Genomic DNA, 14,757 nt, shown 5'->3' with positions numbered 1-14,757 from the left:
GTGATAGCTCGCGGCAGTCGGGTCGAGAAGTGCGGAATGACGGCGACGGGGGACCGATCGCGGCCGATCAGTTCACGTCGATGCTATGACCGGCGGCGTCCGACGGCGACCGCTTGGGGAGGGCGACGGTGAGCACGCCGTCGTCGTACGAAGCGGTCGTCCCGTCGCGTTCGACCGGCTCGGGGATCGGAATCCGACGCGACACCGCGCGACGGCTTCGCTCGCGGCGGTGGTAGCGAACCTCCCCGTCGCCTGCCGCGTCGCCCTCGGCCGCGTCGCTGTCGCCGACGGTCGCCTCCGCGTCCCGCGTCTCCTCGCGGGTGGCCGCGATCGAGAGCGCGTTGTCGCGGAGCTCCACCTCGATCTCGTCGGCGTCGAAGCCGGGGAGGTCGGCGAGCACGGTGATCGCCTCGTCGTCCTCGATCACGTCGACGGCGACGTCGCGGGCGCCCGGGAACCCCGGGACGCCGGAGTCCGGCGCGTCGAGCGTACCGCCGAGCTCCTCGAACTCCTGACCCATCCGTTCGAGCAGGTCCTCTATCTCGGTGAAGGGATCGCGTCGCGTCATACAGGTCAGGATTCGAGTCGGAGGGACTTGAACGTACGGGCGGATGTCGGCGAGCGGGGGAAGCGAAGGCCGAAGCGGAGGGCGAATCGGCCGATAGGACCGTTGAGTCGGGCGCTCAGAGGAACGGCCGCCAGTAGTACGGGCTCACGAATCCCTCGATGAACGCGGCGACCGCGATCAGCGCGCCGACCCCGATCAACACCCAGAACGCGTTCTCCAGCGCGTCGGCGAACGCCTCGCGGGACAGGCTGCCGCGGAACGTCCGCCACGAGACGATCCCGAGGTGGATCCCTAACGCGCCGGAGACGAACAGGGCGGGGATCTCGAGGATTCCGTGGGGGACGACGAACGCGACCAGCGCGGCGAGGTTCTCCTCGAGCGCCGCGGTGGCGCCGAGGGCGAGCCCGTTGAACGCGATCGACGAGAGCGCGGGGACCACGAGCGCGGTGCCCGCGAACGAGGTCGCGATCGCGACCGACCAGTTGTTACCGAAGAAGTTGAGCGCGGCCGTCGGCGGGAGGTGACCGACCAGCCGCGACTCGATCGAGGTGGTGACCGCGCCGACGAAGGGGTCGACGGCGAGCCATCCGACCACACCGAACCCGACGCCGACGAGGACGGTGACGAGGTGGAGCCCCGGCGTCCGCCGAACGAAGCCGACCATCTCTCTCCAGCCGCGGCGGAGGCCCCCGACGAACTGGTCGCGGATCCGGGCGTCGACCGGCTCGACGGGCGCGACAACGCCGCGGTGGTCGCCGTACAGGAGGGTCTTGAGTAGGTCGAGCGCGGGGGCGGCGACGACCGCGCTGGCGAGCGCGACGGCGGCCCCGCCGCCGAGGAACGCGAGCGCCGACGCGGCCGAGGAGATCGCCACGAGCACGCCGACGGCGACGACGAGGTACGCGAGGGCGTCGACGGGGTTCCTCCGGATGAACCCGCCCGCTCCCTCGACGGCGCCGACCACGCCCGTCTCGTCGATGACCACCGCGGCCGGCGCGAACGCGAACACCGCGCGGACGAGGAGCAGGACGACCAGCCCGACCAGCAGCGCGACCAGCGCGACCGCGGCCCCGAGGAAGGGGTTGACGAGGAACCCCCCGGCGACCGCGAGGCCGGCGAGCAGCGTCACCCCGACCCACAGCAGGAGTTCGGCGACGTAGAGGCCGAGGAACGTGAGCCAGCGCTCCCGGACGCCGGCGATCCCGGCCGTGAGCCCGCGACCGCCGCGAACGCGGCCCGCGACCGCCGACATCTGCCCCGCGGAGACCGCGGCGTACGTGAGGATCGCCAACAGGAGGGTCACGGCCATGCCGACGGTCACGAGGAGGAGCGCGGTCGGGGACGCGAGGGGTTCGAGCGCGGGCGTCACGCTCTCGGTCCACGCCTGAACCGCCTCGGGGTCCTGCGCGTCGGGCGGCGTCAGGTCCAGCTCGGCGAGCGCCCGGCGCGCGTCGGCGAGTCGCCCGGTCAGCTCGTAGTGGAGGTACGTCCCGGCGAGCGCGACGAAGAGGCCGATCCGGGCGACGACGGGGACGGCCGTGCCGAGGAGGTAAAACGGGAGCAGGTCGGCGGGGCGCCGCCGGAGGGTCGAGGCGGCGGCGGAGACCGCGGATGACAGGTCCATGCGAGTCGGTTCGGCCGTCCGGTACTTAAAAACCCGAGCGGTCCGGAGGCTCACTCCGAGGCGCGGTTGGGCCGATCCTCCGACGACAGTTCGGCGCCGGCGGCATCGGACGACTCACCGTCGGCGGCATCGGACGACTCACCGCCGGCGGCATCAGTCCCCCGCTCGGCCATCATCGCCGCGGCGCGGTCCGCCCAGCCCGAGTAGCGGAAGCCGGCGATCACGACGAGCGCCATCCACGCGTACGCGAGGAACACGCCGACGTACGCCCCCTGCGGGCCGAGTCCGGCCGTGCGCCCGAGCAGCCACGACGCCCCGAGGAAGAGACCGAACATCCCGGAGACGCGGGCGACGAGGGGGATCCGGGTCTCGCTCGCTCCCTGTAGCGCCCCGGAGAGCGCGGAGAAGCAGACCAAGACGGTGCCGGCGAGCCCGTAGACCCGGGCGAAGTCGACCGCGTACGCGATCGTGGGGCCGTCGTCGGTGAAGATCGGGACGAGCCGGGGCGCGAGCGCGACCAGGGCGAGCCCGATCGATCCGACGGTGAGCACGCCCAGCCCGGCGACCGCCCAGCCGTTGAACCGGGCCTCGCCCGGGTTGCCGGCGCCGAGCGACTGGCCGACGAGCACCGAGGCGGCGACGTTGTACCCCCGCGAGAGCGGCCCGGTCACCTGCTGGTACACGCGGCGTCCGATCTGGAACCCGGCGTTGACCGACTCGCCGAAGCCCAAGAGGAGGGCGTTGAAGGGGAACTCGGCGATCTCCGAGCCGAACCCCTCGAGGACCCGTGGGGCGCTCACCCGGAGAAGCTGGCTCGCGATCGTGAGGTCGCGGGGGCGCGCAAACGACGCCTCGGTCCACGGGCCCCGGATGGCGAGACACAGGAGCCCCGCGGTGAGCACGTTGGCGCCGGCGGTCGCGAGGCCGACGCCGACGACCTCCAGCCGCGGGAGTCCGAAGAGGCCGAGCCCGAGGGCGACCGAGCCCGCGATGTTGACGGAGTTGGCGGCGACGTTGACGTACATCGGGGTGCGGGTGTCGCCGGTCCCCTGCAGGGCGCGGGCGGCGACTAAGGCGACGTGGCGCGCGGGGGCGGTCGCGAAGACGATCGCGAGGTACGTCGAGCCGAGGTCGACGACGGTCGGGGAGGTCCGCTCGCCGACGAGCCGGCCGAACACGTCGATCGCGTACTCGCCGAAGAAGAGCCCGAAGAGCACGAACGGGATCCCCGCGAGCGCGCCGACGAGGATCGCCTGCGTCACCGCCTCGTCGCGCGTGTCCGTCGCGCCCGCGCCGGTGCCCTGCGAGGAGAGCGCGATCGCGCCGCCGCCGAGTCCGAGCCCGATCCGGAGGGGGAACCGGGCGTAGAGGTCGGCGAGCCCGATCGCGACCACGGCCGCCGGCGAGAACAGCGCGGTGACGAGGACGTCGGTCGTCCGCATCGCGGTGCGGAACGTCTGCTCGGCCATGACCGGCCACGCGAGCGAGAAGACGCGCGTCCAGACGCGCCGGAGCCGCGGAAGGTCCATCTGTCACCGCGGAGGGACGCGCGGGGCTTTTGCGTGTCGGAGGCGGCGGCCACCGCCGGATGCGACCCGCCGGACGGAGGTCGCTCTCGGGCCGTAGCGGTCGTCCGCCGCCCGAACGTTGAAGCGTGCGAACGACGCACACGGACCATGGACGTCTTCGTGTACGGAACCCTCACCGAGCCGGAGCGGGTCGCCGAGGTGCTCGGCTCGTATGTGTACGTCGGGCCGGCGACGCTGTTCGGCCTCCACCTCGTCGAGGGGCGGTACCCGACGCTCGCGCCGGGCGGCGAGACCGCGGGGCGGCTCCTCCGCACCGAGGAGGTGGGCGCGCTGGACGAGTACGAGCGCGTCGGGGAGGAGCTGTATCGGCGCGTGTCGGTCCCGCTCGACGCGCCCGACGACCACCCGGACGAGGCGGCGGTGTACGTCGGCGACCCCGATCGGCTCGACGCGGACGCGGCGTGGCCGGGCGACAGCGAACTCGGATTCGCCGAGCGGGTCGATCGGTACCTCGACCGGGAGGACGTTCGGGTGCGCCTGACCCCCTGAGATCCCGTCTGACGGAGCGATGACGGCCGCGCAGTCGTGCGGTTTCACTTTCACTCCGCTAGCCCCACCTTTTTGTGTTCGCGCCGTCTCGTTTCACTCGCACGTCACACGCGTGCATTCCCCCTTTCACAGACGGCGAGCCTTCGGCTCGGTCACGGACGGCGAGCTCGCGGCTCGCTCTCGACGCGGTCTCGACTCGCCCGTTCGCGCGTTCGTCGGCGAGAGGGAACGGACCGGAACCGATTAGCGCCCGGCGCGGCGATGTCCGCACATGATCAGCCTCTCCGACGTTCGCGAGGCGCGCGAGCGCGTCGGCGACGCCGCCCGACACACACCCTTGGAGCGGTCGCGGAGCTTCTCCGAGATGAGCGGCGCGGACCTCCACCTCAAGCTGGAGAACTTCCAGCGCACCGGGGCGTTCAAGATCCGCGGGGCGATGAACCGGATCGCCACGCTCTCCGAGGCCGAGCGCGAGGCCGGCGTGGTCACGGCGAGCGCGGGCAACCACGCGCAGGGCGTCGCCCTAGCTGCCGACCGCGCCGGCGTCGACGCCACCGTCGTGATGCCGAAGTTCGCGCCCGTCTCGAAGGTGAAGGCCACCCGCGGGTACGGCGCCAGCGTCCGGCTGGAGGGCGTCGACTACGACGAGGCGCAGGCGTACGCCCACGAGCTGGAACGCGAGGAGGGCCGGACCTACGTCCACGCGTTCGACGACCCCGTGGTGATGGCCGGACAGGGGACGCTCGGCTTGGAGATCGTCGAGGACTGCCCCGACCTGGACACGGTCGTCGTCCCGATCGGCGGCGGCGGGCTCATCTCGGGCGTCGCGGTCGCGATCAAAGAACAGCTCCCGGACGTGCGCGTCGTCGGGGTGCAGGCCGAGGGCGCGGCCTCCGCCGGTGAGTCCCTCAAAAAGGGCGAGGTCCACGAGATCGACAGCGTCGACACGATCGCCGACGGGATCGCCACCCGGTCGATCGGCGAGCAGACCCTTGAGGTGATGCGCGAGTACGTCGACGAGGTCGTCACGGTCGACGACCGCGAGATCGCCTTGGCGCTCACGCTCCTGTTGGAGCGCTCGAAGACCCTCGTCGAGGGGGCCGGCGCGGTCGCGCTCGCGGCCGTCCTCTCGGAGGCGTTCGAGTACGACGAGGGCGAGACGATCGTCGCCGCGCTCTGCGGCGGCAACATCGATCTCAACCGCCTCGGCACCGTGATCCGCCGGGGACTGGTCCAGATGGGCCGGTACCTCAAGATCACGATCGACCTGAAGGACCGCCCCGGCGAGCTGGAGCGCGTCTCCAGCATCGTGGCCCGCACCGGCGCGAACGTGTACGCGGTCCACCACGACCGCACCTCGCGGGACGTGGCCGTCAACGCCGCGGAGCTCGAACTGGAGCTGGAGACCGACGACGCCGAACACGCCGCCGACATCGTCGACGCCCTCGAAGCCGAGGGGTACGAGGTCGAGATACTCTCGTGAGCGCCGTTCTTTATAAATAGGGCGCGGTGGCGCGTGCCGCCGAGCGCCCGAAGGGCGCGAGGTGCACGCGCGAGGGAGCCCGCGGCCGCCAGCGGCGGCCGCGGCGAGGCTGGGGAGGTGTGAGGTGCGGTTGCTGTGCGGGGTGGGACTCAAAGGGGCAGCCGCGAGGACGCCACAGGCGACGCAAGCACCGCAGGGAGCGAACGAAGTGAGCGACCGAGGCGCGCAGCGAGCGTGTGGCGTCCTCGCGGCTGGGGCTTTGGAGGTCTTCTCCGCGCCGATCAGCGATTTATAAGCAATCGCATCGTCGTACAGCCGAGCGGCTGGGGCTTTGGAGGTCTTCTCCGCGCCGATCAGCGATTTATAAGCAATCGCATCGTCGTACAGCCGAGCGGCTGGGGCTTTGGAGGTCTTCACTACGGAGTCGTCGATCGTTTATAAACAACCGAACGCAAACGCATCCATCCTCCGAATATAAAGCCGCTACTCCTCGCCGAAGTCGTCCTCGCTGGCCGGGGTCGTACAGACCGGGCAGCCGGTGTCGAGGATCGTCTCCCGCATCTCCTCGTTGACCTCGATGGTCTGCGTGCAGTCCGAACAGGTGAATTGAACCGTGGGCACGCTTGCTCTCGTTGTCGGAGACGGCGGCGGGCGATATAAATGACCGGCTTCCGTTTCGGGACCCGGGAATCCGCGTCGAGAGCGGCCGCCTCAGTCCGTCCGCGGGACCGCGTACGCCCCCAGCGCGAGGAACGCGACGGCGAGCGCCGAGAGCACCGCCAGGTCGCCGAGCCACGGCCCCGGCTCGTGGACGATCGCCCGCGTCCCGCGGGCGAAGTACGTCAGCGGCGAGGCCGCGACCGCCGGGAGGAACCACTCCGGCAGCAGGGCCGGCGAGACGAACGTCTCGGAGAGGAACAGCAGGGGGAGCGCGACCGTGTTGCTCGCGGCGATCACGCCGTCCTGCGAGTCCGCGAGCGCGCCGAGCAGCGCGCCGAGCCCGCAGAACAGCGCGACGGCGACGGCGACGAAGACGGGCAGCGCCGCCAAGGCGGGCGAGACGACCAGTTCCGCGTCGGTCACGACCAGGACGAGCGCGAGGATGAGCAGGCTCGCCGCGCCGATGATCGCGACGTTGACCAGCGTGTGCGCGAGCAGCCACTCGGCCCGCGAGAGCGGCGTCGTCGCCAACTTCTCGAACCGGCCGCCGTCGCGGTGGCGGGCGATCTCGGAGCCGACCCGCGACAGCGGCGTGAAGAGGACGACGACCGCGAGGTAGCCGGGGATGTAGTAGCCGGCGGGCTCCGCGAACAGCCCGCCCCCGGTCGGTTGCGTCTGGACCAGCGCACCGAAGATCATCACGAGGATGACGGGGAAAAAGAAGGTGAAGAACACCGCCGTCCGCCGCCGGAGGAACGACCGGGACGCCGCGCTCGCCTCCGTCGCGATCCGGGCGAGCCGGCTCATCGGTCGCCCCCGTCGGCCGCGGTCTCGTCGAGGGGCCCCTCGCCGGGCGCCTCCGGTCGCGGCGAGTACTCCTCGCCCGTGAGCCGGAGGTACACGTCCTCCAGCGAGGGCTCGGACCACGCGAGCGACTCGAAGGCGACCCCGGCGGCCTCCAGCGCGTCGACGGCGTCGCCGATCCCCTCGGGCCGGACGCCCGCGATCCGGAGGCCGTCGCGGGTGGCGTCGACGGCGGGCGCCTCGTCGCCTTCCCCCGCCGACGCTCCGAGCGCCTCCCGGACGGCTTCGACCTCGGCCGCTGAAGCCGAGCCGTCGAGCGCGACCGCCAGCCGCGGCTCGCCCCCGTGTTCTTCGACCAGCTCGGCGGGGGCGCCGACGGCGACGACCGCGCCGTCCCGGAGGAGCGCGACGCGGTCGGCCAGCCGCTCGACCTCGTCCATCGCGTGGCTCGTGAGGAAGACCGTCGTGCCGCCGTCGGCGAGCCGCTCGATCAGGCGGTGGATCGAGCGCCGGCCAGCCGGGTCGATCCCCGTGGTCGGCTCGTCGAGGAAGAGCAGGTCGGGGTCGTTGACGACCGCGGTGGCGACGCAGGTCCGGCGCTGCTGGCCGCCCGAGAGCGTCTCGTACCACGCGTCGGCGTCGTCGGCCATCCCCACGTCACGGAGGACGGCGTCGGTGTCGCGGGCCGCGTCGTAGAGCCCGCCGTAGTAGTCGACCAGCTCGGCCGCCGTGAGCCGCTCCGGGGGGCCGAACGACTGCGGGAGCAGCCCGATCCGCTGCGGGTCGACCTCGCGCGGCGGGACGCCGAACACGCGCAGGTCGCCCTCGGCCTCGGTCGTCCCCGTCAGCGCGCGGACGAGCGTCGTCTTCCCCGCGCCGTTGGGACCGATGAGGCCGAACACCTCGCCGGGCTCGACCCGGAGGTCGACGCCGTCGAGCGCGACGACCTCGCCGTACGACTTGCGGACGCCCTCTCCGACGACGACCGGGCCAGAGTCGGCGGCAGTGGCGTCGGAGGCGTCGGTGGCGTCGCGGTCCGGTTCCCCGTCCTCGGCCGCGGACGCCGACGCGGCCGCAGTCTCGTTCATGCGAACGGGTCGGTGTGCCGCGCGCGTAAGGGTTGCTCTTCCGGGCGGACGAGGGGCCGGGCAGACGGGGGACCGGGACGGGCCGTCGAGGGAAGCCACGGCGCAGGGCCGCGATCGTCCCGGTCCGTTACGCCTAAGCGACGGCGAGCCGACCCACGGCGTATGCACTACCACGAGGCGGCGGCGTTCCTCTTCGACCTCCGCCGCTTCTCGGTGAAGCCGGGGACCGAACGGATCGCGGCCCTCCTCGATCACCTCGGGAACCCGGAGGAGGACGTGTCGTTCGTGCAGGTCGCGGGCTCGAACGGGAAGGGGAGCACCGCGCGCATGACCGAGTCGATCCTGCGCGAGGCCGGGCTCTCCGTCGGCCTCTACACCTCCCCGCACCTCTCCGCGCTCTCCGAGCGGATCCGCGTCGACGGACTGGAGATGACCGACGAGGCGATCGCCGACTTCGTCGCCGAGGTGAAGCCGTGGCTCGTCGAGCGCGCCGCGGCCGGCGAGCCCCTCACCTTCTTCGAGGTCGTGACGGCGATGGCGGTCCACGATTTCGCGCGCCGCGAGGTCGACGTGGCCGTCCTGGAGGTCGGGCTCGGCGGCGAGTACGACGCCACCAGCGCGGTCGACCCCGTCACGACCGCGGTCACGAACGTCTCGCTCGAACACACCGCGGTTCTCGGCGACACGATCGAAGAGATCGCCCGCACCAAAGCGCGGATCGCCGAGCCGGACGCACCGCTCGTCACCGCCTGCGAGGGCGAGGCCCTCTCGGTCGTCCGCGAGGTCGCCCGCGAGGCGGGCGCGCCGGTCGCGACGGTGGCGAGGGCGGGCGAGGACGCGGACGGGAATGCGGAGGGGGGCGACGGGGCCGACCCGGCCCTCTCCGTCGCCTACGAGGGACGCGTGAGCCCGACCGACGCCGAGGTGACGCTGTCCGGCGAGGTCGACGGGACCTACCGGATCCCGCTGGTCGGCGACCACCAAGCGACGAACGCGGGGATCGCGGTCGCGCTCGCCCGGCGCACCGCGGGGGCCCTCGGTGACGGGGACGGCGGCTCCGCCCCCGACCTCCCCGACGCCGCGGTCCGCGACGGCCTCGCGCGGGCGACGTGGCCCGGGCGGTTCGAGGTGGTCGACACCGCCCCGCTGACGGTGCTCGACGGCGCGCACAACCCGGCGGCCTGCCGGACCCTCGCCGGCACCCTCGCCGAGTACGACTACGACGACCTCCACCTCGTGTACGGCGCCATGCACGACAAGGACCACGCGAGCGCCGCGAGCGCGCTCCCCGACGCCGCCTCGGCGGTCACCTGTCGCCCGGACCTCGACCGCGCGGAGGACCCCGAGGTGTTGGCGGCCGCGCTCCGGAGCGCCGGCGTCGACGACGTGACCGCCGGCGACGACGTGGCCGCCGCCCTCGACGCCGCGGTCGAGCGCGCCGCCCCCGGCGACTGCGTGCTGCTCGTCGGCTCGCTGTTCGCGGTCGCCGAGGCCCGCGCGGCACGGGTGCGCACCGTGACGCCGCGATCGGTCGGCGGCGGAACGACCGGCCGCGAACGCGGCCCGCGCGCTCGACGCCGGCGGCGTCCCGCCCGAGACCGGAGCCGACTCGGCCGCGGACCGCACCGAGGATCGACCACCGCGTCCTCTCGCTCCGGCTCCGCGGCGACCGCGCGGAGCGGATCGCGGCCGCGCTCCGCGCGGTCGGGGGCGAGGCCGCGATCGGCGGGCTCGGCGGGGGCGAGGGACGCGTCCCCGGCGGCGAGCGCGTCCCGGTCACGCTCGCGGGGACGGTCGCGGAGTACCGCGAGCTGCTCGGCCGGCTCCGCGAGCGCGAGGGGTTCGCGGGGATCGCCGACGACATCGCCGACCGGGTCGGGATCGACGGGGGTGACTCGGGGTCCGGGAGCGGTTCCGGCACCGCCGAGTCCGCCTCAGACTCCTACCCCTGGACCGACGGCACCGCGGTCATGGGCGTGCTCAACGTCACCCCGGACTCCTTCCACGACGGGGGGCGACACGCCGCCCTCGACGACGCGGTCGCGGGCGTCGAGCGGATGGTCGAGGCCGGGGTCGATATCGTCGACGTGGGCGGCGAGTCGACCCGGCCGGGCGCCGAACCGGTGCCGGTCGACGAGGAGATCGACCGAGTGGTCCCGACGCTCGAAGCGATTCAGTCGGTGTCCGCGGTCGCCGACGGCGACGTGCTGGTCTCGGTCGACACGCGGAAGCCGGCGGTCGCGGAGGCGGCGCTGGCGGCGGGCGCCGATATCATCAATGACGTGACCGGGCTGGCCGACCCGGAGATGCGCGAGGTCGTCGCCGACGCCGGCTGCCCGGTCGTGGTGATGCACAGCCTCGAGGCCCCCGTCGACCCGACGAACGACCCCGAGTACGACGACGCCGTCGACGACGTGATCGCGGCGCTCCGCGAGCGGCTCGCGCTGGCCGAGACCGCCGGGATCGACCGCGAGAAGGTGATCGTCGACCCGGGGATCGGCTTCGGCAAGTCGGCCGCCGAGGCGTTCGAGCTGATCGACCGCGCCGGCGAGTTCGACGCGCTCGACTGCCCGGTGCTGATCGGGCACTCCCACAAGTCGATGTACGGGGCGGTCGACCGGGGACCGGACGACCGCGAGCACGCCACCGTCGCCGCGACCGCGCTCGCCGCCGACCGCGGCGCCGACATCGTGCGCGTCCACGACGTCGCCGAGAACCGCGCCGCGGTCGACGTCGCCGCCGCGGTGAACGGCTCCCTGCGCGGGGGAGATGGCGGCGGCGAGGCCGGCGAGGGGGGCGGCGACGATGGCGGCGGCGAGGCCGGCGACGATGGCGGCGGCGAGGCCGGCGACGAGAGCGACGACCGCGGCCCCGAGGTGGGCGCCGAGGCGGACGACCCCGACGAATGACGGCAGCGTTTTGCGTCGCGACCCCCTCGCGCCGGTATGGCCCGACGCCTGCTGCTCGGCTGTAGCGCGGTCGGGAACACGCTCGTCGAGCGCACCCGCGAGTCGCGCGGCGAGCTCGTGGCGATCACCGACGACACCGGGTGGGCCTCGACCCTGCGCGACCGCAACGTCGCCACCGTGGAGGCCGACCCGACCGACCCCGGGACGTACCCCGACAGCGCCGCGGTCGTGCTGGTCGCGAGCGACGACCCGGCGCGGAACGTCGCCGCCGCGGAGGCCGCGCGGCGCAGCTACCCGGACGCGATGATCGTCGCGCACGTCGGCACGAACCCGACCGCGGCCCAGCAGGACGCGCTGGGGGCGGTCGCCGACCGCGTCGTCGACCCCGTCGAGGCCGTCGCCGCCCGTGTCCGCGAGGCGACCGGCGCCGACGCCGACGAGGAGCCGGTCCGGCTGTTTGGGGCGCTCCGTGACCTCGCCGGCCCCCTGCTCGTCGTCGCGCACGACAACCCCGACCCGGACGCCATCGCGAGCGCGCTCGGGCTGGCGCGGGTCGCCGAGGCGGTCGGCGTCCCCGCGGACGCCTGTTACGGCGGCGAGATCGCCCACCAGGAGAACCGCGCGATGGTGAACCTGCTGGACCTCTCGCTGCAGTCCTTCGACGGGATCGACCTCGACGACTACGACGGGGTCGCGCTCGTCGACCACTCCCGCGCCGGGATCAACGACAGCCTCCCCGAGGGGCATCCGGTCGACGTCGTCATCGACCACCACCCGCCTCGCGGACCGGTGGCCGGGGAGTTCGTCGACATCCGGCCGGCGGTCGGCGCGACGAGCACGCTGATCGAGGAGTACCTCTCGCGGCTCGGGATCGAGCCGGACCGTGGGCTCGCGACCGCGCTCCTGTACGGGATCCGGATCGACACGAAGGACTTCACGCGGTCGACGTCGATCCCGGACTTCGAGGCGGCCGCGTCGCTGTCGCCCCACGCCGACGAGTCGACGCTCGAACGCGTCGAGAGCCCGAGCGTGAGCCCGGAGACGCTCCGGGTGCTCGCCCGCGCCATCGAGGAACGGGACGTGCGCGGCTCGACCGTCGCCTCCTGCGTCGGCGAGATCGGCGACCGCGACGCCCTCGCGCAGGCGGCCGAGCGCCTCCTCGATCTGGACGGGATCGCGGTGACGTTCGTCTTCGGCTACATGGACGGCGTGGTCTACGGCTCCGCGCGGGCCCGCGGCGCGGACCTCGACGTGGGCGAACTACTCCGGGACGCCCTCGACCCGGTCGGCTCCGCCGGCGGGCACGCGACGATGGCCGGCGCGCAGGTCCCGCTCGGCATCCTCCAAGAGGTGTCGGACGAGGAGTCGCTCGAAGACGTGGTCGAGGAGTTCGTCGCCGGGCGGTTCTTCGAGGCGCTCGACGACGCGCCCTCGCCGCCGACGGGGACCGTGCCGGAGTTCCCGACCGACTGAGAGCCTCCCTCGCGGTCTCGTCCGACCGCCGCAACGCACACCTTTCCGGCCGCCGATCCACCGACCGCATGAGCGACGGACTGTACGACGAGCACCCGGAACTGTACGACGCCGTCCAGTCCGACTGGGACTACGACCGCGACGTCGCATTCGTGACCGACCGGCTCGCGCGCCACGGGGCCGACGGCGACCGACTCCTCGAGGTCGGCTGCGGCACCGGCGAGCACGCGCGCCGGTTCGCCGAGCGCGGGTTCGCGGTCACGGCGATCGACAAGCACGGGCCGATGCTTGACCGCGCCCGCGAGAAGTGCGGGGGTCGGTCTCCCGACGACCGGGACCTCGACGTCGACTTCCGCGAGGCGGCGCTTCCGGAGCCGGACCTCGGCGGGACCTACGACGCGATCGTCGCGATCCGCGGGGTGATCAACCACCTCCCGCCCGCGTCCCTCTCGCCGGCGCTCGACGCCCTCCGGGACCGCCTCGCCGACGGCGGGCTCCTCGTCTTCGACAACTCCCCGCTCCCGCCCGGGGGCAATCGCCCGGGACTCGACACCGGCACGGTCGGCGGCGAGCGGTACGCCCGCGTCAGCCGACACGTCCCGGTCGAGGGCGGACGGCTCGACTGGCGCTCGGTGACGTTCGCGCCCAGCGGCGAGGTGTTCACCGACCGGCGTCGGATGACCCCGTTCGCGGACGACGAGATCGCCGCCGCGCTCGACCGCGCCGGGTTCGCGGTCCGCACGGCGGACGGCTACGGGCCGGGTGACGACCGGACCGTGTTCGTCGCGCTCGGATGAGGCGGGCGGGTCGCCCCGGGAGTCGTCGGGTCGCCTCAGGCGCCGTCGGGTCGCCGAGACGGCCGGCGCCTCCGGACCGTTCCGGTCTGCCGCGGCGCGCGCCCGAGGGCGCAACCTACATACTTCGCGGCGGCGAAGCGGTATCCATGACCGACGACGCCGACGAACACCGCCGGCTGATCATCGCCGGCACCGGGATCGCCGGGCTCTCCGCGGGCATCTACGCCGCGCGGTCGAACAACGACCCCCTGCTCATCGAGGGCGACGAGCCGGGCGGGCAGCTCACGCTCACGACCGACGTGGAGAACTACCCCGGCTTCCCCGAGGGGATCTCCGGCCCGCAGCTGATCAACGACATGAAAGAGCAGGCGACGAAGTTCGGCGCCGAGACCCGCAACGGAGTCATCGAGGACGTCACCAAGGAGCCCGCGGGCCACTTCCGCGTGGAGCTCTCTAACGGCGACGCCTACACCGCCGACGCCTTCATCGCCGCCTCCGGCGCCAGCGCCCGCACGCTCGGCGTTCCGGGTGAAGACGAGCTGATGGGGTACGGGCTCTCGACGTGTGCGACCTGCGACGGCGCGTTCTTCCGCGGCGAGGACATGCTCGTCGTCGGCGGCGGCGACGCCGCGATGGAGGAGGCGAACTTCCTGACGAAGTTCGCCGACACCGTCTACATCGCCCACCGCCGCGAGGAGTTCCGCGCGGAGGACGTGTGGATCGACCGCACGATGGAGAAGGTCGAGGACGGCGAGATCGAGCTCCTCCTCAACACCGAGCTCACCGAGATCCACGGCACGCCCGAGGACGGCGTCGACCACGTCACCCTCGTCGAGCACCCGGACGGGCACCCGAAGGAGAAGCTGGAGGACCCGGCGACCGCCGACGAGGTCGACGAGTACGACTTCGACGTGGGCGCCGTCTTCTTCGCCATCGGCCACACCCCGAACACGGACTTCCTGGAGGGGACGGGGATCGAGACCGACGACGACGGCTACCTGATCACCGAGGGCGGTCGCGGCGGGAATCAGACCGCGACCGGCGTCGAGGGCCTCTTTGGCGCGGGCGACGTGGTCGACTACCACTACCAGCAGGCGGCCACCGCCAGCGGGATGGGCGTGAAGGCCGCGCTCGACGTCGACGAGTACCTCACCGAGCGCGAGCGCGCCGGCGAGCTGTACGAGCCCGAGGCCGACGCCGCGGCCGCGGACGACTGAGCGACACCGGTAGCGACTCTTTATAAACGGATTCTGCGGTGGCGCGCGCCTCCGAG

Annotated in this window: 11 protein-coding genes and 1 pseudogene; 6 read left to right on the top strand and 6 right to left on the bottom strand. The window is 73.0% G+C overall.

The window, feature by feature from the left end; genetic code table 11:
* Window positions 1–67: 67 nt before the first annotated feature.
* The 3 genes from JIN95_RS01195 to JIN95_RS01185 all read right to left on the bottom strand — a co-directional run bounded on the left by JIN95_RS01195 (window position 68) and on the right by JIN95_RS01185 (window position 3,721).
* Window positions 68–568 (bottom strand): Hsp20/alpha crystallin family protein, encoded by a 501-nt coding sequence (locus tag JIN95_RS01195; protein ID WP_200530286.1) that lies wholly within the window; start codon window positions 566–568, stop codon window positions 68–70.
* A gap of 115 nt (window positions 569–683) precedes the next feature.
* Window positions 684–2,192, bottom strand: a complete 1,509-nt coding sequence (locus JIN95_RS01190; protein WP_200530285.1) for a stage II sporulation protein M — start codon at window positions 2,190–2,192, stop codon at window positions 684–686.
* A gap of 50 nt (window positions 2,193–2,242) precedes the next feature.
* The gene (locus tag JIN95_RS01185; protein ID WP_200530284.1) at window positions 2,243–3,721 is read right to left on the bottom strand and encodes an MATE family efflux transporter; all 1,479 of its coding nucleotides are present in this window, start codon (window positions 3,719–3,721) and stop codon (window positions 2,243–2,245) included.
* A 147-nt stretch (window positions 3,722–3,868) separates the two neighbouring features.
* On the opposite strand from JIN95_RS01185, the gene JIN95_RS01180 reads away from it, so the two are divergent.
* On the top strand, window positions 3,869–4,270 hold the full coding sequence (locus JIN95_RS01180) for a gamma-glutamylcyclotransferase family protein (protein ID WP_200530283.1): 402 nt from the start codon (window positions 3,869–3,871) through the stop codon (window positions 4,268–4,270).
* A 271-nt stretch (window positions 4,271–4,541) separates the two neighbouring features.
* Window positions 4,542–5,753: a threonine ammonia-lyase gene (ilvA, locus tag JIN95_RS01175; RefSeq protein WP_095635348.1), complete on the top strand. Its 1,212-nt coding sequence runs from the start codon at window positions 4,542–4,544 to the stop codon at window positions 5,751–5,753.
* A 483-nt stretch (window positions 5,754–6,236) separates the two neighbouring features.
* Here ilvA and JIN95_RS01170 read toward each other — a convergent pair whose 3' ends face one another.
* The 3 genes from JIN95_RS01170 to JIN95_RS01160 all read right to left on the bottom strand — a co-directional run bounded on the left by JIN95_RS01170 (window position 6,237) and on the right by JIN95_RS01160 (window position 8,305).
* Window positions 6,237–6,374 carry a zinc ribbon domain-containing protein gene (locus JIN95_RS01170; protein ID WP_144049497.1) on the bottom strand — a complete coding sequence of 46 codons (138 nt, stop codon included), beginning with the start codon at window positions 6,372–6,374 and terminating at the stop codon, window positions 6,237–6,239.
* A gap of 90 nt (window positions 6,375–6,464) precedes the next feature.
* Window positions 6,465–7,220: an ABC transporter permease gene (locus tag JIN95_RS01165; protein ID WP_200530282.1), complete on the bottom strand. Its 756-nt coding sequence runs from the start codon at window positions 7,218–7,220 to the stop codon at window positions 6,465–6,467.
* Window positions 7,217–8,305, bottom strand: a complete 1,089-nt coding sequence (locus JIN95_RS01160; RefSeq protein WP_200530281.1) for an ABC transporter ATP-binding protein — start codon at window positions 8,303–8,305, stop codon at window positions 7,217–7,219. The genes JIN95_RS01165 and JIN95_RS01160 overlap by 4 nt, the downstream gene beginning before the upstream one ends.
* A gap of 162 nt (window positions 8,306–8,467) precedes the next feature.
* Here JIN95_RS01160 and folP point away from each other — a divergent pair.
* The 4 genes and pseudogenes from folP to JIN95_RS01140 all read left to right on the top strand — a co-directional run.
* Window positions 8,468–11,073: pseudogene (folP, locus tag JIN95_RS01155) on the top strand (dihydropteroate synthase); the annotation flags it as partial.
* Window positions 11,074–11,250: 177 nt separating this feature from the next.
* Window positions 11,251–12,687: a bifunctional oligoribonuclease/PAP phosphatase NrnA gene (locus JIN95_RS01150; RefSeq protein ID WP_095635352.1), complete on the top strand. Its 1,437-nt coding sequence runs from the start codon at window positions 11,251–11,253 to the stop codon at window positions 12,685–12,687.
* Window positions 12,688–12,755: 68 nt separating this feature from the next.
* Window positions 12,756–13,484: a class I SAM-dependent methyltransferase gene (locus tag JIN95_RS01145; protein ID WP_200530280.1), complete on the top strand. Its 729-nt coding sequence runs from the start codon at window positions 12,756–12,758 to the stop codon at window positions 13,482–13,484.
* A 146-nt stretch (window positions 13,485–13,630) separates the two neighbouring features.
* Window positions 13,631–14,701 carry an FAD-dependent oxidoreductase gene (locus tag JIN95_RS01140; RefSeq protein WP_200530279.1) on the top strand — a complete coding sequence of 357 codons (1,071 nt, stop codon included), beginning with the start codon at window positions 13,631–13,633 and terminating at the stop codon, window positions 14,699–14,701.
* Window positions 14,702–14,757: the final 56 nt, after the last annotated feature.

The sequence above is a fragment of the Halorubrum sp. LN27 genome, assembly GCF_016635065.1.
GTDB classification, from domain to species: Archaea; Halobacteriota; Halobacteria; order Halobacteriales; family Haloferacaceae; genus Halorubrum; species Halorubrum salipaludis.
This window is presented reverse-complemented; position numbering and strand designations above follow the sequence as displayed.